Annotated in this window: 17 protein-coding genes; 1 reads left to right on the top strand and 16 read right to left on the bottom strand. The window is 53.0% G+C overall.

Annotated elements, in window-relative coordinates; all coding sequences use genetic code 11:
• Positions 1 to 84: 84 nt before the first annotated feature.
• The 16 genes from kdsA to Dia5BBH33_RS01245 form a co-directional block, all read right to left on the bottom strand.
• On the bottom strand, positions 85 to 930 hold the full coding sequence (gene kdsA / locus Dia5BBH33_RS01320) for a 3-deoxy-8-phosphooctulonate synthase (protein ID WP_022382373.1): 846 nt from the start codon (positions 928 to 930) through the stop codon (positions 85 to 87).
• Positions 927 to 1,658 carry a 3-deoxy-manno-octulosonate cytidylyltransferase gene (gene kdsB / locus Dia5BBH33_RS01315; RefSeq protein WP_143332207.1) on the bottom strand — a complete coding sequence of 244 codons (732 nt, stop codon included), beginning with the start codon at positions 1,656 to 1,658 and terminating at the stop codon, positions 927 to 929. Before kdsB ends, kdsA begins: the two co-directional genes overlap by 4 nt.
• Positions 1,655 to 2,767, bottom strand: a complete 1,113-nt coding sequence (gene lpxK, locus Dia5BBH33_RS01310; RefSeq protein ID WP_143332206.1) for a tetraacyldisaccharide 4'-kinase — start codon at positions 2,765 to 2,767, stop codon at positions 1,655 to 1,657. The genes kdsB and lpxK overlap by 4 nt, the downstream gene beginning before the upstream one ends.
• On the bottom strand, positions 2,757 to 4,085 hold the full coding sequence (locus Dia5BBH33_RS01305) for a 3-deoxy-D-manno-octulosonic acid transferase (protein ID WP_022382376.1): 1,329 nt from the start codon (positions 4,083 to 4,085) through the stop codon (positions 2,757 to 2,759). Before Dia5BBH33_RS01305 ends, lpxK begins: the two co-directional genes overlap by 11 nt.
• The gene (locus Dia5BBH33_RS01300; protein ID WP_022382377.1) at positions 4,086 to 5,879 is read right to left on the bottom strand and encodes an ABC transporter ATP-binding protein; all 1,794 of its coding nucleotides are present in this window, start codon (positions 5,877 to 5,879) and stop codon (positions 4,086 to 4,088) included.
• Positions 5,876 to 7,018 (bottom strand): lipid-A-disaccharide synthase, encoded by a 1,143-nt coding sequence (gene lpxB / locus Dia5BBH33_RS01295; protein WP_143332205.1) that lies wholly within the window; start codon positions 7,016 to 7,018, stop codon positions 5,876 to 5,878. Before lpxB ends, Dia5BBH33_RS01300 begins: the two co-directional genes overlap by 4 nt.
• The gene (locus Dia5BBH33_RS01290; protein ID WP_108850055.1) at positions 7,015 to 7,839 is read right to left on the bottom strand and encodes an LpxI family protein; all 825 of its coding nucleotides are present in this window, start codon (positions 7,837 to 7,839) and stop codon (positions 7,015 to 7,017) included. The genes lpxB and Dia5BBH33_RS01290 overlap by 4 nt, the downstream gene beginning before the upstream one ends.
• 202 nt (positions 7,840 to 8,041) lie before the next feature.
• Complete coding sequence (gene sstT, locus Dia5BBH33_RS01285; RefSeq protein WP_022382381.1) at positions 8,042 to 9,304, bottom strand: serine/threonine transporter SstT; 1,263 nt, start codon at positions 9,302 to 9,304, stop codon at positions 8,042 to 8,044.
• A 335-nt stretch (positions 9,305 to 9,639) separates the two neighbouring features.
• Complete coding sequence (gene sstT / locus Dia5BBH33_RS01280; protein WP_108850057.1) at positions 9,640 to 10,902, bottom strand: serine/threonine transporter SstT; 1,263 nt, start codon at positions 10,900 to 10,902, stop codon at positions 9,640 to 9,642.
• Positions 10,903 to 11,121: 219 nt separating this feature from the next.
• Positions 11,122 to 11,784: a recombination protein O N-terminal domain-containing protein gene (locus Dia5BBH33_RS01275; protein ID WP_108850058.1), complete on the bottom strand. Its 663-nt coding sequence runs from the start codon at positions 11,782 to 11,784 to the stop codon at positions 11,122 to 11,124.
• The gene (locus tag Dia5BBH33_RS01270) at positions 11,774 to 13,114 is read right to left on the bottom strand and encodes a hemolysin family protein (RefSeq protein ID WP_232518068.1); all 1,341 of its coding nucleotides are present in this window, start codon (positions 13,112 to 13,114) and stop codon (positions 11,774 to 11,776) included. The genes Dia5BBH33_RS01275 and Dia5BBH33_RS01270 overlap by 11 nt, the downstream gene beginning before the upstream one ends.
• A 61-nt stretch (positions 13,115 to 13,175) precedes the next feature.
• Positions 13,176 to 14,081, bottom strand: coding sequence for a GTPase Era (gene era / locus Dia5BBH33_RS01265; RefSeq protein ID WP_022382386.1), 906 nt, complete (start codon positions 14,079 to 14,081; stop codon positions 13,176 to 13,178).
• On the bottom strand, positions 14,078 to 14,509 hold the full coding sequence (locus tag Dia5BBH33_RS01260; RefSeq protein WP_143332204.1) for a cytidine deaminase: 432 nt from the start codon (positions 14,507 to 14,509) through the stop codon (positions 14,078 to 14,080). Before Dia5BBH33_RS01260 ends, era begins: the two co-directional genes overlap by 4 nt.
• Positions 14,490 to 14,990: an rRNA maturation RNase YbeY gene (ybeY, locus tag Dia5BBH33_RS01255; RefSeq protein WP_022382388.1), complete on the bottom strand. Its 501-nt coding sequence runs from the start codon at positions 14,988 to 14,990 to the stop codon at positions 14,490 to 14,492. Before ybeY ends, Dia5BBH33_RS01260 begins: the two co-directional genes overlap by 20 nt.
• Before the next feature lie 15 nt (positions 14,991 to 15,005).
• Entirely contained in the window at positions 15,006 to 16,025 is a 1,020-nt protein-coding gene (locus Dia5BBH33_RS01250) for a PhoH family protein (RefSeq protein ID WP_108850059.1), read from the bottom strand.
• Positions 16,026 to 16,058: 33 nt separating this feature from the next.
• Positions 16,059 to 17,006 carry a TIGR01212 family radical SAM protein gene (locus Dia5BBH33_RS01245; protein WP_143332203.1) on the bottom strand — a complete coding sequence of 316 codons (948 nt, stop codon included), beginning with the start codon at positions 17,004 to 17,006 and terminating at the stop codon, positions 16,059 to 16,061.
• A 147-nt stretch (positions 17,007 to 17,153) separates the two neighbouring features.
• Between Dia5BBH33_RS01245 and nadE the strand changes: the two genes are divergently transcribed.
• A complete protein-coding gene (gene nadE / locus Dia5BBH33_RS01240; protein WP_143332202.1) occupies positions 17,154 to 19,022 on the top strand; it encodes an NAD(+) synthase in 1,869 nt (622 codons plus the stop codon).
• Positions 19,023 to 19,082 lie beyond the last annotated feature (60 nt).

The following is a 19,082-nucleotide window of genomic DNA, read 5'->3' as shown; positions in this document are numbered from 1 at the left end:
GATCCACGCTTCTTTTCTCCAAGGAACAGAAAAGCTGTGCGGGAGAATGACGCCCGCACAGAGCTTCTTTTGGGACCGTATCCCTTATCTTTCCGGAACGAGTTTCTCTCCTTTGTCATGTTTTACGATGTCATTGATCGCAATGAGGTCCTTCAGGAGGCCTTCAAGGGAGGACAGGTAAAGCATGTTGGAGGAATCGGAGAGACCTTCCGGCGGATTGTCATGGACTTCCATGAAGAAGCCGTCTACGCCGGATGCGGCAGCGGCTCTTGCCAGGTACGGAATGAATTCGCGCTGGCCGCCGGTGGATCCGCCCATGCCGCCAGGGAGCTGTACGCTGTGGGTGGCATCGAAAATGACCGGATAGCCAAAGCTTCTCATGATCGGGAAGGAGCGCATATCAACGACAAGGTTGTGGTAGCCGAAGGATGCACCGCGTTCGGTGACAGCCAGGTTCGGGTTGCCTGCTTCTTCCATTTTTTCAATGACATTCTTCATGTCTTCCGGAGCCATGAACTGGCCCTTCTTCACATTGACCGGTACGCCTGTCTTGGCTGCGCCGTAAACAAGGTCGGTCTGGCGGCAGAGGAATGCCGGGATTTGGATCATGTCCAGGACCTTGGATGCTTTTTCAAGCTGGGTGACGTCATGGACGTCGGAGAGAACCGGCACCTGCAGTTCCTTCTTGATGGATGCGAGGATTTCAAGTCCCTTATCGAGACCCGGTCCGCGGAAGGAATTGAAGGAGGAACGGTTTGCCTTGTCATAAGAGGCTTTGAAAATGTACTGGACGCCGAGGCGTTCGCAGATTTTCTTGATTTCACGGCCGATCATCAGTGTGCGGTCATATCCTTCAATGACGCAGGGACCTGCGATCAGGAAAAGCTTGCTTCCGTCAATGGTCAGATTTCCTACTTGAATGGTTTTCATTGGTGGCTCCTTTCGAATAAGCGGTTTGCTTTCTTTAAGTCTTCTTCTGTATCAATGCCGATGTCTTCGGAATCGATGCGGATGACTCCGATTTTATAACCCATTTCCAGCGCGCGGAGCTGTTCTAAGGATTCTGTCTTTTCCAGAGGCGTCTGCTTCATGCCTGCATAGGCAAGAAGGAAATCCCTCCGGTACGCATAAATCCCGACATGCTTCAAAGGCGGCACGGAAAATTCATTTCTCGGATACGGGATGAGGGAGCGTGAGAAATAGAGTGCTTCCCCTTTCTGGTTCACGACGACCTTCACGGCGGAAGGATCGTCATACTCATCTTCTTTGAGAGGAGCAGCAACCGTCGTCATGTCAAGGTCATCTCTTTCAGCGAGCATCTTGGCAAGGCTGTCAATGACATCAGGATTGATGAAGGGTTCATCTCCCTGCACATTGACGACGATATCGTAATCAGGAAGCGAAGCAGCGACTTCTGCCAGACGGTCGGTTCCGGTCGGATGATCCGGAGATGTCATCATGACGCGTCCGCCGAAGCTCTTCACTTCACTTTCTATTTTTTCATTATCCGTCGCAACGATAACGATGTCCGGCAGTTTTGCCAGGACGGCTCTTTCATACACACGGTGCACGAGCGTCTCTCTGGCAATCATGCGGAGCGGCTTGCCCGGAAGACGGGTAGAGGCGTACCGGGACGGAATAATGCATGCGATTTTCATAGTAGTTCCTCCCACTGTTCTTCCAATATTTCTTCTTGATGGCCTTTGATGGTCATTTCTATTTCAAGCACATAGAAAGGCATTTTCGAATTCCTGACTCTTTCAAGGTTCATGAGCTTCACGGCGTCTTTTTCCGTGACAGCAATGAGATCTGCGCCGGTTCTTTCTGCCTCTTTGATGGCTTTTCTTACATCTTCATCCGTGTAGGCGTGGTGATCGGGAAATGACATGTCACCCGTTCTTACAAGGCCGGCTTCGGAGGCAGTCTCTGCAAAGGAGGCCGGGTTTCCTATGCCGGAAACAAGGAATGCTTTCTTTCCGGAAACGGCAGGGAGCTCTCCTTCATGGATGCGCTTTCTCCACGTTTCATAAGGCACGATTTTGGACGGGCTGTGCGCCGTCTCAAGGATGGGAGTGGTCCTTCCGTAATGGCGGAGCACCCTTTTGATTTTCAGTTTTTCTTCATCGCTTGCCTTGTCACTCTTCGTCAGAAGGAAAAGCGATGCCCTTCCCAGCGCTGTCAAAGGTTCCCGGAGGAGCCCTCTTGGAAGCGCATGGAAGTAGCCGAATGGATTCATGCAGTCGATGAGGACGATGTCGCGGTCGCGGTCAAGGCCCCAGTACTGGAAACCGTCGTCAAGGAGAAGGACATCCGCGCCAAGGGCTACCGCCTTTTTCGCAGACACCTTCCTGTCTTTTCCGACAAGGACGGGGACCGTTGGAAGGCGGAGCGCCATCATGTACGGCTCATCCCCTGCTTCCTTCTGGCTGACGAGAATGGACTTTCCGTCAGATACGACGCCGCCCTTTTTCTCAAGTCCGCTCTTGTAGCCGCGGCTGATGATAGCAGGCTTCTTTCCCTCTTTAAGAAGGAGCTCGGCAATCATCAGGATGCAGGGCGTCTTCCCCGCGCCGCCGGCCGTAACATTGCCGACGCTGATGACGGGAATCCCCGCCTCGACCGCATTGGCCGTTTCCCTGGCGCGTCTTTTCCTGACGCCCTTTAAGTACAGCTTTTCAAGAAGTGAAAGAAAGCCGGCAAATGCCGCATCAAATCCCCTCGGATTTCTTTCTTTCATGAGATTCGTTACATAGGCCTCAAGACTCATGCCGTCCTCCCAGCTTAACGCCGGATGATTCAATCAGTTCAGCGAAGGCTTTGATATTCCTGTCCGTCGCTCCCTGGTTTTCGCTGACGACTTCAAGAGCCGCCTCGCCCATTTTTTTGATTGTTTCAGGATGATCAAGGAGATCAAACATGATCTTCTCAAATTCAGCCTCATTATGCGCCATCAGGCACACACCGCGGCTGGAGAGAAGTTCGAAGATTTCCTGGAAATTGAACATGTTCGGTCCGACGACGACGGGCTTGCCGTGCGCTGCCGGTTCAAGGATATTGTGGCCGCCGACCTTGACGAAGCTTCCGCCGACGAAAACGACGTCAGCCAGGCTGTAGAGACGTCCGAGTTCCCCGATCGTATCGAGGATCACGATCTGCGGGCTTGTGCCGTCGTCCTCATCCGTCCCCATCTTGGAACGGCGAAGGACCGTGTAGCCCTGATGCTTGATTATGAAACGGACGGAAGGCGCCCTTGTGATTTCACGGACAGCAAGGAGAAGCCTTGCATCCGGATACTTCTTCAAAATCTTCCCAAAGAGCTTGACGACGATTTCTTCCTCGCCGCCATGCGTGCTGCCGGCAACGATGATCGGTCCCTTTCCGTCGAAGCGGAATTCCTTGCGGAGCGCTGCTCTTTCTTCTTCGGAGACCGTCGCATACGTCTGGTCATACTTCGTATTTCCTGTAATCGTCACACGTTCAGGGATGGCACCCATGGAAATGATGCGCTCCCTGTCGATGGCAGACTGCATGCAGAAACGCTGGATCTGGAAAAGCATCCTTGTCGTGAAGCGTTTGATCAGTGCATATTTTCCCATCGAGCGTCCGCTGATGCGTCCGTTCATCATCATGACCGGGATCTTCTTTCTCCACGCCAGGCGAAGGAAATTCGGCCAGAGTTCAGTCTCGATGAGGATGATGGCCTTGGGATCGACGATATTGACGATGCGTTCAGTAATGACCGGAAGGTCAAAGGGGAAGAAGATATGCCCGTCCGCCTCGGGAATGATCCTGCGGGCCATGCGGTGGCCTGTTGCCGTGACGACGGAGACGACGACCATCTCATCGGGATATTTCTTCTTCAGTTCCCGGACGATCGGGCTGGCTGCGACCACTTCGCCGACGGATGCGGCATGCACCCAGATGGCGTTATGGTACGCGATCCGCTGGAGGGTCGGGGTCGGCATGATGCCGGCACTCTGCTTCAGGCGGTCATAGAACCCCTCTTCAAAGACGAGGCGGTAAATCAGGATCGGAATCTGCAGAATCCAGTAAGCCACAAGGCATATGTTGTAAAACCAGTACAATTATTCTTCTCCTTCGCTTTCAGCTTCTTTTTCAATCTGCTCGGCTTCCGCCACTTTCGCAGACATGGTATACAGTTCATAATACAGCCCGCCCTTGGCCATCAGTTCATCATGCGTGCCCTTTTCGGCGATGACGCCTTCATGGAGAACCAGGATCTGGTCCGCATTCTTGATGGTGGAGAGCCTGTGCGCGATAACGAAGGATGTTCTTCCGACCATCAGTTTATCGAGCGCATCCTGCACGATCTTCTCGCTTTCTGTATCGAGAGCGGATGTCGCTTCATCGAGGATGAGGATCTTCGGGTCTTTCAGGATGGCGCGCGCAATGGCGATACGCTGGCGCTGGCCGCCGGAGAGGACAAGGCCTCTGTCGCCGACTTTCGTTTCGATGCCGCGCGGCAGTCCCTTGATGAATTTCTCGGCATTAGCGGCTCTGACTGCAGCCCATACGTCTTCATCCGATGCATCGAGGCGTCCGTAGAGGACGTTGTCCTTGATCGTCGTATTGAAAAGAAGCGTATCCTGCGGCACAAGGCCGATATTGTCGCGAAGGGAACCGACGGTGACATCTCGGATATCGACGCCGTCGATCAGGATGGCGCCGCCTGTTACGTCGTAGAAACGGGGAAGAAGGTTTGCAATCGTCGTCTTACCGGCGCCCGAGGGGCCTACGACAGCGATTGTCTGTCCTGGTTCAGCGACGAAATTAAGGTCCGTCAGAACAGGATTGTCCTTCTCATAAGCAAACTGCACATGGCGTGCTTCGACGCGGCCTTCGGTCACGACGAGCGGCTTTGCGCCAGGGCGGTCCTGCACTTCCGGCTTTTCGTCAAGGATGGCAAAGACGCGGTCAGCAGCTGCCAGAGATTTCTGGATGTTGCCGAAGCTTTCTGCCAGTCTTCTTGTCGGGTTGGCCAGGTTGATGGCATAAATCAGGAATGCAATCAGTTCGCCGGTGGTCATAACGCCGTCGATGACGGATACGCCGCCGTACCAGATGATGGCGCAGACTGCAATCGCAGAGAGGAATTCAACGAGCGGTGTCATCTGGCTCTGCTGGCGGATAGCACGGACAGTCGCCTTGAAGCTGCTCTTGTTGATTTCGCGGAAACGGCCTTCTTCAAAGTCGCCGCGGTTAAAGCTTCTTACGATACGCACGCCCTGGATCGTTTCCTGCAGCATGCTCGTCACGTCAGCCAGTCTTTCCTGTACGGAACGGCCGCTCGTGTGGAGCTTCTTGCCGAAGAACTTGATGGTGAGGGATACGAGCGGAACGATGACAAGACAGAGAATCGTCAGTTTCCACTGGAGGTAGATCATGGAAGCAAAGGACCCGATGAAGATTGCCCCTTCCTGCACCATCTGGATGAAGTTATCGACGATGGCTGTCTGGAGAGCGGAAATATCGTTCGTCAGATTACTCATGATATCGCCCGTTCTTCTGCGGTCGTAGTAAGCGATCGACAGCTTCTGCAGGTGATGGTACAGAGCGTTTCTGAGGTCCATGATGACGGCCTGCCCTATATACCCCATGAGGTATCGGTGGCCGAATGTCGTCAGGGCGCGGATGAAGAATGTACCCATGATGGCGACGATGATGATGTAAAGCATCCGGAGGTCCTTGCTTTCGAGCACCTTATCGATGACATCCTTGATGATCCACGGGACCACAAGGTTCGACAGAGATACCACGATCATGAAGACCACGGATACGAGAAGCAGCTTCCAGTAAGGCCAGAGATAGGACAGAAGCCTCTTGTAGCTGTTCAGTTTGCTGTTTTTGGTATTATTCATGTAATTTCCTGATCTCCTGCTGTTTTTAATACGAGACTGGCCACGTTCCTGACGGCGCCGCCATTACCGAGCGCTTTCCTTACATCGCGCAGCTCTTCCACATTCGCTTCCCTGGCCGCGGGATTCAGGAGCCACGGAAGAACCAGGGAGGAAATATGATCCGGCGTCACCTCATCCTGCAGAAGTTCGGGCGTCACTTCCCGCTGCAGGAGAAGATTCGGAAGGCCCGCATACTTCACATGGACCAGGTGCTTGGCCAGGACCCAGGTAAAGGGAGCGAGGCGGTAGACAAGAACCGTCGGAAGCTCCATCAGGGCTGTCTCAAGCGTTGCCGTCCCGGAGGAAGCAATGCATGCGTCGCACATGCCCATGAGGTCATAGCGCGCGCCTTCTGTGATTTCGATGTCGATTCCGGGATTATGCCCGATGATCGAGTGAAGAAGACTTAAGGAAATCGTGCTTGCGCGGGGAATGAAGAACTGGCTCGGCGCCTTCTTATTGATTTCCCTTGCCGCATCAAGCATCGTGGGGAGAAGTCCCCTGACCTCGTTGCCGCGGCTTCCCGGCATAAGAAGGATGTGCTTCTTGTCAGGATCGGCGCGGAAATACTCCAGCGCCTTTTCCCTTGGCATCGTCGGCTTCACTGTATCAGCCAGCGGATGTCCGACGAAAGTGACATTCGCGCCGGCTTCCTTGTATGCTTTGGCTTCGAACGGGAAAATGGATGCGACAGCTGCCACATCGCGGACGATTTTCTTCGCCCTTCTCTTGTTCCAAGCCCAGATTGTCGGAGCAATATAGTAAATGACAGGGATCCCCAGCTCCTTGGCCACATGGGCGAGGCGCATATTGAATCCCGGATAATCGATGCAGACAAGCGCGTCCGGCTTCTCATCGATCATGGCCTGCTTCAATGTGTCGCGCAGGCGGAAAAAGAAGGGAATGTGCTTGACGACTTCCACCACGCCTATGATTCCCAGATTGTTAATGTCATAAATGATCCGTACGCCGCTCTTTTGCATGTCGCTGCCGCCCATACCGAAAAGTTCAATATCCGGCCTGAGTTTCTTGAGTTCGGCCGCAAGAGCGCCGCCGTGCAGATCGCCGGAAGCTTCCCCGGCTGACATCATGATTTTCATAAGCTGTCCTGTTCTGCCGCAAGAATGACGATGCCCTTGTTATTGGCTTCCTTGAGCACTTCATCCTTCTCGGCGAATAGCGTGTGATACGCTTCGATGGCTAGTACTGCGCAGCCGCTCTCCTCCATCGAACGGAGCGTCTGCAAACCGATGGCCGGCATATCGAAACGGGTATCCTGATTCGGTTTGGCCGTCTTGACGACGACAGCGCCGCCTCTGGCGAGCGCCCCGCCTCTCTTGATGCAGGCGTCGGTCCCCTCGATCGCCTCGACTGCCATGACGGCGCAGTTCTTGACGACGACCGTCTGTCCCAGATCCATGGCGCCGATAGCCTTGGCTGCCTTGAATCCGAAAGCGACGTCCGCCATCTGCTCTTCCGTCGGTTTCTTCTTTGTGAAGACCTGCGGGCCGGGCATTAAGGGCTTCAGATACTTTGTCTGGTCAAGAACGGAAATCCCGTCCTTGGCAAGCTCTTCCACGATGGCCAGCGTGATCGTATCGTCCTTGAAATTGGCCTTTCTTAAACGGTTCAGCACCTTGATGGCGCGAAGATCGGGAAGGACATGATCCTTGTAGAGCCATTCCTTCGTCACTTTGCCGATCATGGTGACTTCCTTGACATTTTCTTTCACAAGCGTCTTGATGATTTTATTCAGTTTGAAGGCGCTGATGTCGTAATAGACATTGGCGATTTCCTTCAGACGCGGATCTATCCCGGGGATGACCGCGACGCAAACGACTTCATAACCCTGCGAACGGACAGCTTCTGCAAACTCGACGGGAAGCGTGCCGACGCCGGCTAAAAGACCGATCTTTTCCATAATATCCTCCGGTAAATTACAGTTCTTTTTATTTTACCATTTTTTGCGTTTTTTATCATTAAACGCGTTGAGATTTTCGGAAAGATTCCGAAAAAGCCGTACGATAGATTATACCATTTTTAAAAAGAAAATGCCGGCATCAATTCCAACAAAAAAGACTGCAGAGAAATGATCATGCATTTCTCGCAGTCTCTTTCATAAATTAATCTTCATCGTGCTTTGGAATGAGGTCTTCCTTGCGGAGGATGCCTTCCTTCCTGCGTTCTGCAAATTCAGCCGTAGCGGTGAAGAGAACGTCGGAAGAACTGTTGAGTGCTGTTTCGCAGGCATCTTCCAGTACGGAAATGATGAAGCCTACGCCGACGACCTGCATCGAGATATCATTGCCGATACCAAACGATGCGCAGGCAACCGGAATCAGAAGGAGCGAGCCCCCTGCTACGCCGGATGTTCCGCATGCGCCGATTGTGGAGACAATGCAGAGCAGGAACGCCGTCGGAAGGTCGATGGCAATTCCCAGTGTGTGGGCAGCTGCCAGGGACAGGACGGAAATCGTGATGGATGCGCCTGCCATGTTGATGGTAGCGCCGAGTGGAATGGAAATCGTGAAAAGATCCGGGTTGAGGCCGAGACGGCGGCACAGGGACAGGTTGACCGGAATATTGGCCGCAGAGGATCTTGTGAAGAAAGCATACACGCCGCTTTCACGAAGTGTGGAAAAAACGAGCGGATACGGATTCATATGAATACGGGAGAAAACAATAGCCGGGTTCATGACAAGAGCAACAAGGAAGTAAGAAGCAACCAGTACGGCAAGAAGCTGTACATAACCGAGGAGAGCTCCGATGCCGGCAGTTCCTACGGAATCAGCGACAAGGCCCATGATGCCGAAGGGAGCGCAGTGGATGACCCAGGTGACCACTTTCGTAATCGCTTCGGAAATATCATTGAGGCATGTCTTTGTCGTGCCGCTTGCGCAGCTCTTCATTGCAATGCCGAAGATGATGGCCCATGCCAGGATCCCGATGTAGTTCGCATTCATGATGGCAGCGACCGGGTTATCGACGACAGAAAGGATCAGGTTGTGAAGGACCTGGACAATGCCGCTTGGCGGAGCCAGCTTTGTTTCAGGAGCCACCTGCAGAACCAGAGAAGTCGGGAAAAGGAAGGACATCCCGACACCAACAAGAGAAGCACAGAATGTGCTGACTGCGTAAAGAACGATGATCGGCTTCATGCTGCCTTCTGCATTTTCCTTGCGCTGTGCCATGGCGTTCATGACAAGGAAGAAAACGAGAACAGGCGCAATGCCTTTCAATGCTTTGACGAAGAGGTCGCCCAAAATGGATACGGCCGGAATGGCTCCCGGCGCAAAGATGGCGATGAGAACGCCGATGATAAGGCCGACGGCGATCTGCTTGATGAGTGCCACTCTTGAAAGAGTGCTCTGAATTCTGCTAAACAATTGTAATTCCTCCCATTTGATAAAAAAGTAATAAATGATTTCCTTTTACTCATTTATTTTCATTAGTATACACTCAGTGCATACAATGATGCAAGCTTTTTATACTAAAATGCAAATTCGGAAACACTTAAACACCTTTCTATCTGTTTCAGGCTCTCTCATCTTCTCAGATGCCAAATAATCCCAGTATCTTCCGCCAGCATCCCCTTCCTTTCCCATATTCCCTTTTATATCAAAAAGCGTACATTTATTGCTAAAACAGGGAGTCACTTTTGCAATAAAAAAGACTGCGGCAAAATGCTTGTACATTTTGTCACAGCCTTCTTTTTTAAATTTTATTCAGCAGCATCGTGCGGAACCATGTCTTCCTTGTGGAAGGTTCCTTCTTTTCTGCGTTCTGCAAATTCAGCCGTAGCTGTGAAGAGAACGTCGGAAGAGCTGTTGAGAGCCGTTTCGCAGGCATCTTCCAGTACAGAAATGATGAAGCCTACGCCTACGACCTGCATGGAAATGTCGTTGCTGATACCGAAAGATGCGCAGGCAACCGGAATCAGAAGGAGCGAGCCCCCTGCTACGCCGGAAGCGCCGCAAGCGCCGACGGTTGCGACAAGGCACAGAAGAAGTGCTGTCGGCAGATCCACGTTAATGCCCAGCGTATTGGCAGCTGCCAGAGCCAGGACGGAAATGGTAATGGATGCGCCTGCCATGTTGATGGTAGCGCCAAGCGGGATGGAAATGGTGAACAGGTCAGGATTGAGACCAAGACGGCGGCAAAGTGTCAGATTGACAGGAATGTTTGCTGCGGAAGATCTCGTGAAGAATGCGTACACGCCGCTTTCACGAAGGGTCGTAAGAACGAGCGGATACGGATTCACATGAAGACGGGCAAAAACGATAGCCGGGTTCATGACAAGTGCTACGATGAAGTAGGAGCCGATGAGTACGCCCAGAAGCTGTACATAACCGATGAGTGCTCCAAGACCTGCGGTGCCGACGGATTCAGCGACAAGGCCCATGATGCCGAGCGGTGCGAAGTGGATGACCCAGGTAACCACTTTCGTAATAGCTGCTGCAATATCATTGAGGCAGGTCTTTGTCGTGCCGCTTCCCATGCTCTTCAGCGCAATGCCGAAAATGATAGCCCATGCAAGAATGCCGATGTAGTTTGCATTCATGAGCGCTGCGACCGGGTTATCGACAACGGACAGGATCAGGTTGTGAAGGACCTGGATGATGCCGCTTGGCGGAGCCAGCTGCGTGTCCGGAGCGACCTGGAGAGTCAGCGTGGTCGGGAAGAGGAAGGACATTGTAACGCCTACGAGAGACGCACAGAATGTACCAATGATGTACAACATAACGACTGGCTTCATGCTTCCTTCTGCATTTTCCTTACGCTGTGCCATGGCGTTCATGACAAGGAAGAAAACGAGAACAGGAGCGACGCCCTTTAATGCCTTGACGAACAGGTCGCCGAGGATGGATACGGCCGGAATAGCTCCCGGCGCGAAGACTGCAATCAGGATTCCGATGACAAGACCGACTGCAATCTGCTTGATGAGTGCGACTCTTGAAAGAGTGCTCTGGAGTCTGCTAAACAATATGATTCCTCCTCTGTTAATTAAAAAAAGTTCCCATTTCTCCCATTTATTTCTACTAGTATATATGCACCCTTGTTATATTGCAAGTTATAAATGCGTATATGCAAAAACGGCCATAATTGAATAGTTATCTATGCATTTTCAGGCAAAGCAAGCCTTTATCGATCAAAAAAGGCCGTCTCCCAAGGAAACAGCCCTCATCAGACTCAGATAAAGTTGTCAGAATTTCGTATTTTTATCCGTAAAAGCACCTGCGGTATGAAGAGTCATTCCGCAGTATTCCGTGATGAAACGATCAAGGTATTCGGCCGCTTCATTGAAAAGGGAGGCAGGAATTGTCCCTTCAAAAGGCTTTTCCCATCTGTAATCGCGGAAAGCAGAAAGAAGCGAAAGCGCGCCGGAAGAAAGATGGTGCTCGCCAGCCGGTTCGTCCTGCGCAGGATCAAAGCCTGCAATGGCAAGAAGCTTGACTGCTGTCACGAAAGCCGTCACCCTTCTGTTCCTTGTCTTTGCCGCGCGTCCTCCGGAAAGGAGCATATCAAAAGCCTCTTCATCCGCCTCTTCTTCCGGAAAAAGAAGCGAGGCAAGCTCGATGACATAGTACCATTCGCTCATCTCTTCATAGGGAATCGCCATCATGTCGAAGAGAAGGCCTCCTTCGTACTGCGTCATAATACTGTAATCCGAATAGAAAGCGCCGGTGAACCGGATATGAGCAAAAGGAAGCATGAGCCCCGTGCCGTAGCGGGAAAGCGCCTGCCTCGAAACGCCTAAGCGGAGAAATCCCATTTTCCTTGTAAAGACGGAAACGAGCCTTCCCCCTTCGCGTCCCTTTCCCGCGCGGAGGACGATGCCTTCCATCGAGCGGATCTCAGGCCTCATGTTTTTCCTCCGGAGCTTCTTCTGCTTCCCCTTCAGGCGGCGCAATCTTCTCTGCCTTCAGGCGTACGATGCGGAAACCTGCCACGCGCAGCACCGTGAAGCGCCAGCCGCCAAACTCGATCGAGTCCCCGACTTTCGGGATGCGTTCGAGCCTTGAGAATACGAAGCCGCCGATCGTTGCATTCTTGTCTTCTTCTGCCAGATCGATTTCCAGCCTGTCGGAGACATCTTCCAGAATGACCGTGCCGTCAAATTCGTAGACGCCTTCTCCCTTCCTGATGATCTCATAGGGAGCCTGGTCAGCGCCCTGCGGGATTTCTCCCACGAGCTCTTCGATCAGATCTTCAAGCGTCGCAAGGCCCGACGTGCTGCCGTACTCATCGACGACGACCGCCAGGTACGTCCTTGTATTCTTCATGAGCTGGAGAAGCGTCGGCGCCGGCATCGTTTCCGGAACCATCAGGATATCCCTCATGATCCGCTTCACATTGAATTCGCCATGAAGAAGGCTTTCCAGGAAATCCTTCACATGGATGAATCCCAGGATGTGGTCCTTGTCGTCCATGCAGACCGGATAGCAGGTATGGTGCGCCTTGGAAATCGTGCGGCGCATTTCGTCGATTTCATCTTCATAATTGAGGACGACCATATCGCTTCTAGGCACCATGACATCGCGGACCATGAGATTGAAGAAATCGAAGGAATTCTTGATGAGCGTGTTCTCCAGGGCATTCAGCCTGCCGCTCCTGTGGCTTTCCTCGACGATGCAGCGGATTTCATCTTCTGTATACGTGAAATTGACTTCGTTCCGAAGCGGTATGTTTCTCCACTTGAAGAACTTCTTGATCAGGTAAAGCCCCGGCATGACGATCGGACGGAAGAGGTGGCGGTTCATGCTGATCACCCATGTCTGCCCCGCCAGAATCGGAAGCGGTTCGACAAGCGCATGCGAGCCCGGGATCAGGATTGTCCCGATCCAGTAGGCGGCCAATGCGAGCGCTGAGAAGATGATGGCCGTCAGAACCCCCGCCCAGGCCATATCTTCGCCAAGGACCGCAATGAATTCTTCATAGATGGCTGCGTCGATGCCGAAAATGGACACGCCGAAAACAGCCCCGCACACGACAAAGGACAGCTGCGTGCCGCCCAGCACCTGCGAAGTATGCTGGTAGTACGGCGCTACCTTCTCAATGAGCGCGGGATCCTGCTCATCATTGTCCTCGATGTACTTCTTGCGCATGCGCGCAAAGGAAAAATTAACCAGCGTGCTTTTGTAATTGAAAAACGACGCTGCCAGTGCAATAAGCAGGAATATGCCTATCCACTGCACATTGGTACTAATAAGTCATTCCCCCTTGATGACAAAAGGTTTCCTACCTTATATATTACTATTACTTATGTTCCTTGTAGCCGAGTTCGCGAAGGATGTAATCCTTGTTCTTCCAGTCCTTGCTGACCTTGACCCAGAGGTCGAGATCGACCGGAGCGCCCAGGATCTTCTTCAGTTCCCTTGTCGCATCCTTCTTGGCCGCCTTCAGGAGGCTTCCGTTCTTTCCGATGATGATACCCTTCTGCGTCGGGCGTTCCACGTAGATCGTGCAGCGGATGTAAATGCGTCCGTCTTCCTCTTCGCGGAATTCTTCAGAATAAACGCCGATCGCATGCGGCACTTCATCCCTGGTGCGGATGAGGAGCTTTTCGCGGACGACTTCCTGCGCGATATTTCTTTCCGGCTGGTCAGTGACCATGTCGTCAGGGAAGTACTTCGGCCCTTCCGGCAGGTACTTTTTGATCGTATTCATCAGTTCGTCAAGGTTGTCGCCTGTCTTTGCGGAAATCGGGACAATGTCAGCGAAATCGTAGAGACGGCTGTACTGCGCAATCTTCAGGAGAAGCTGTTCCTTCGGGATGAGGTCAATCTTGGAAAGGACGAGGATGACCGGCACCTTCCTGTTCTCCAGAAGGGAGAGGATGTATCTGTCGCCGGCTCCGACCGGATCGTCGATGGCGCAGAGGAAGACGATGAGATCGACTTCTTCTAAGGCATCGATTGTGCTCTGGCGGATGGCTTCTCCTAATTTGCTCTGCGGCTTGTGCATGCCCGGGGTATCCAGGAATACGACCTGCGCATTGTCTCCGTTCCAGACGCCTGTGATCTTATTTCTTGTCGTCTGGGCGTGGGAGGAAACAATGGACACCTTCTCGCCGAGAAGCGCGTTCAAAAGTGTGGACTTTCCTACGTTCGGGCGGCCTACGAGGGCTGCAAATCCCGAACGGAAACCTGTATTTTCTGTCATGGGTTCTCCTGTTCTTTCTTCAATGAATCTTCTTCAAACGCATAGGGAAGGATTCCCTCAAGCGTAAATGTCCGGTAATCCTTTTCCGACCGGCCGGCTATGATGAGCGGTATCTTGAATTCCGCAATGACCTGGCGGCAGACGCCGCAGGGCATCGTATAACTGTCATAGCTTCCGATGACGGCAATGGCAAGGAATTTCCTTTCGCCTGCTGCCACTGCGCTTCCGATCGCATTTCTTTCAGCGCAGAGGGAGGCCGGATACGATACGTTTTCCATATTGCATCCTGCATAGACTTTGCCGCTTTCTGCCAGGACGGCAGCTCCCACCGGATAGAGGGAGTAAGGCGAGTAGCTGTTCTTCCTTGCTTCCCTAGCGGCAAGGAGAAGCCTTTCGGCCGTCTTTTCGTTAATCTCTTCCTTCGGCATGTTCTGCTTCCAGCTTTCCTTCTGTCATGATGCGGGAAAGTCCGCAGGCAGAAAGGATATCTTCCTCTGCCTTTCTCATGGCCTTCTTTTCCTCGGGATCATAATGATCGTAGCCTAAGATATGGAGGAAGCCGTGCACGGAAAGGTATGCCACTTCCCTGTCGCGGCTGTGGCCGTATTCCTCAGCCTGGCTGACGGCGCGGTCAAGATTGATGACGATGTCGCCCAGTTCCGTTTCTTCTTCCGGCACATCGTCTTCGCCTTCATTCAGTGCGAAGGAAAGGACGTCCGTCGGCGCATCTACATCCCTGTAATCGCGGTTCAGCTCATGGATCGTGTCTGCATCGCAGATGAGCACGCTGATTTCAGCATCCTCTGCCACCTTCTGCTGTTTGGCGCCTTCCGTCAGTACCATGCGGATCAGTTTCTCCAGATCTTCGCTGTAAAATTTCATATCGCTGTAATTAATGGTGATTTCCATCTCCGGTTCCTCCGTTCAGCCTTCCTTGTTTTCTTTCCGTTCCCCTTTACGGGATCCGTTCTTGTTCCTGTGTCTGGCATCCTCTTCATAGGCATGGATGATCGCTGCGACCAGATCATGGCGCACGACATCATCTTCGCTGAAATGGACATGGCCTATATCCTTGACGTCCTTCAGCACGCGCTCTGCATCGATGAGGCCGCTTCTAACATTCGGCGGCAGGTCGATCTGCGTCACGTCGCCATTCACGATCATCTTTGAGCGGAAGCCGAGGCGCGTCAGGAACATCTTGATCTGCTCGACCGTCGTATTCTGCGCTTCATCGAGAATGACGAAGGACTTCTCCAGCGTACGTCCGCGCATGTAGGCAAGCGGCGCCACTTCGATCTGTCCCTTCTGCTGCAGGCGGGTGAATTCCTCCGGTCCGAACATATCCATCAGGCCGTCAAAGAGCGGACGCAGGTAGGGATTGACCTTTTCCTGCATATCGCCCGGAAGGAAACCAAGTTTCTCCCCTGCTTCGACTGCCGGACGCACGAGGATGATCCTCTGCACGTCATGATTCCGAAGAGCAAAAGCAGCCAGTGCCACGGCGAGGTACGTCTTGCCCGTACCTGCAGGCCCGATGCCGAACGTGATGGAGTTCCTGCGGATCGTGTCCACATAGAGCTTCTGCCCCAGCGTTCTTGGGCGGATCGGCGCGCCGTTCTTCGTGAAATTGATGATATCGTCTTCCATTTCCTGCAGGAGATTTCCCTTCCCCTGATCGATGAGCGACATCACAAGGCGTACCTGACGCTCCGAAAGGCGGATGCGGCTTGCAATCATGTGGCGGATGCGCGCGATGACGTGAAGACTGTTCTCCACAGCCTCCTCTTCGCCCTTGATGCGGATCATGTTGCCGCGGCCGGAAATGTCTGCGCCGTAATGCTCCCCGATGATCTTGAGGTACGAGCTATCTCTTTCAAAAAGGTGCTGTGCTTCCTGCAGATCTCCAATAACGATCTCTTCTGTTCTTTCCTTCGTAATGGCCATTCAACCTCCCTGGCTATAAGCCATGATGCCAAATTATAAAAAGTGCCGGACAGCTTTGCCGTCTATATAATCGCAAAGACAGCCCTGCGTGATATTTCTTTCTTCCAAAAGCTCGTCGATCCGGCTCTTGACCTCCCACCAGGGAGAGCCGCCGTTGACCGTAAGCGTATTGCCGCCAGACGCCCTTCCGACGATCCGCTGGATAACGATGTCTTTCCGAAGATATGCCAGGAAAAGGGCGACCCTTTCCATGTACTCTTCCATCGAGGAAAGCGTGACCTCTCCTCTCTCATACATCCTCGCGAGCTCCGTCCCCTTCACGATGTAAAGGGAGTGGATCTTCACCTCCGTCACAGGAAGGACGGAAATGAGCTTCGCCGTCTCGATGACATCCACCCGGTCGTCCCAGGGAAGATCGGCAATGACATGCGTGCACTGATCGAAGCCGTAGCGCCCGATGCGGAGCGCTGCATCGACATACTCAGCCGCCGTGTGGCAGCGGCCAAGCTTGAGGAGCGTGTGCGCATTCGAGCTCTGGAGCCCCAGCTCCACCGTCACGTCCTTGCCATACTTCTCTGATGATTCCTTCAAAATTTCAAGGTATCTTTCATTGACGCAGTCCGGCCTTGTCGATACGTCGACCCCTACCACGTCAGGATGCGCCATCGCCTCTTCCACCCAGGATCGGAAATCTTCCGGCGGCGCATACGTATTCGTGTAATTCAGGAAATAGGCGATGAACTTCTTCGCCTTGTACTTGGGCCCCACATGGGCAATGCTCCTGTCGAGCTGGCGCGTAATCGGAAGACCGACAGCCTTCGTCTCATAATCCGCACCGATGGAGCCGCAGAATATGCACGGCTCGCTTGACAGGCTGCCGTCCCTGTTCGGACAGGTGACAGGCAGCGAGATCGGGATCTTGTAGACCTTCTCTCCATACTTCTTTTTCAAATGATCTGAATACGTATTGTATCTTTCCATGCATTCTCCGTAAATAAAAATAATGAATCAATTTAATTATATAACAAACCTGTCCATTATGCATTTACATCGAGGTAAGCCTTTTGTAAAATGGAGTAGAAGATTACGCCGGATACCCATCCGGCTTTTTATGCAAAGGAAGCCAACATGATCAAAATACGCACCGCGCAGCTGGCCGCCGTCCCGAGCCACATCCGCAAAAACATGAAACAGATCGAAAAAGAGGCTGCACTTGCCAGGGCCGAGGGCGCCCATATCCTCGTCCTTCCGGAAATGTGCCTCACGGGCTACCTCATCGGTGACCTCTGGGATCAGAATGCTTTTCTGAAAGAATGCGAACGCGCCAACGAAAAAGTCGCCGCCCTTTCCAAGGGCCTCACGATCGTCTGGGGAAGCCTTGCTGTCGACTGGGACCTCATCAATGACGACGGCCGTCCCAGAAAGTACAATGCCGCATTTGCCGCATCAAACGGCCATTTCATTTATCCTGAAGGAAGCCCTCTTCCCTTCACTGTGAAGACGCTCCTTCCCGACTACCGCTGCTTTGACGACCGCCGCTACTTCACCTCCCTGGAATCCCTGGCGCTCGAAGAAGGGAAACGTCCGGAAGATATCCTTGCCCCCTTCGTCCTTCCTGCAGGAAAAGAAGAGCTCCGCTGCGGCATCGTCCTCTGCGAAGACAGCTGGGATGAAAACTACCGCATTTCCCCGATGTCCATCCTCGCAGAAAAAGGCATTTCCCTGTTCCTGAACCTTTCCGCCTCCCCTTTCACGATGGGAAAAGACGGCAAGCGCCACAGGATGTTCTCTGAATCCCTCTCCCGCCTTTCCATCCCGATGCTCTATGTGAACAGGCGCGGCCTTGAGAACAACGGAAAAGACTGCTACACCTACGACGGCATGACAGCCGCTTACGACAAGGACGGGCAGCTTATTGCGGAAGCCAATCCCTTCACCGACGAGCGCTCGACCTTCTACTTCAATCAGGAAAACCTGACGCTCGCACCCGAAACGGAAATGGAACCGACAGATGAAAATCTTCTCCTTCCTGCCTTCCGCTACGGCACATCCGAATTCCTGAAAGCGATCGGCGCAAGCAAGGTCGTCATCGGCGTATCTGGCGGAATCGATTCTGCTGTCAATGCAGCGCTTTACCGCTCGATCCTTCCGGCCGAAAATATCCTTCTCGTCAATACGCCCACGCGCTACAACTCCGAGCTCACAAAAGGCCTTGCTGCCGAGCTTGCCGAGAACCTTGGCTGCCAGCTCCTGACGGTACCGATCGGAGACTTCATCGACGAGACGGCCGATGCGCTCGAAGGCCTTCCCCTTCCTGACGACACCGTCCACCTGACCGGCTTCATGAAGGAAAATATGCAGGCACGCGACCGCAGCAGCCGTATCCTCGCCGCACTCTCCGCTGCCTTTGGCGGCATCTTCACCTGCAACGCCAACAAGACGGAAACGACCGTCGGCTACGGCACCCTCTACGGCGACCTTGCCGGCGCCTTTGCCGCAACGGCCGACCTCTGGAAGTACCAGATTTACGATCTGGGAAGAAAACTCAATGCATGGTATGGAAGAGCCGTCATCCCCGAAGGCATCTTCACCGTCATGCCAAGCGCCGAACTCTCCGAGAATCAGGACGTCACACAAGGAAAAGGCGATCCTTTGATTTACGAATACCACGACTACCTCTTCAGAAGCTTCATCGAACCATGGCAGAGGCAGACCCCCGAAGACATTCTCAAAGCTTACGCCAATGGAAATCTCGAAGATCTCATCGGCTGCTCCATCATCGTCTCCAACATTTTCCCGACCGCCAAAGATTTCATTGAAGACCTTGAGAAATGGTGGAACCTCTTCTCCGGATTCGCCGTCGCCAAGCGCATCCAGACGCCGCCGCTCCTTGCCGTTAGCCGCCGTCCGTACGGCTATGACCTCAGGGAATCCCAGCTCCGTCCCTACTACACCGACGCCTACCTTTCCCTCAAGGAAAAACTTCTGGCGGATTAAATAATTCATAAAAAGAAGCTGTGATGGAATGATCGCACATTTCATCACAGCTTCTTTTTA

The organism is Dialister hominis, assembly GCF_007164725.1.
Taxonomy (GTDB): Bacteria; Bacillota; Negativicutes; order Veillonellales; family Dialisteraceae; genus Dialister; species Dialister hominis.
This window is presented reverse-complemented; position numbering and strand designations above follow the sequence as displayed.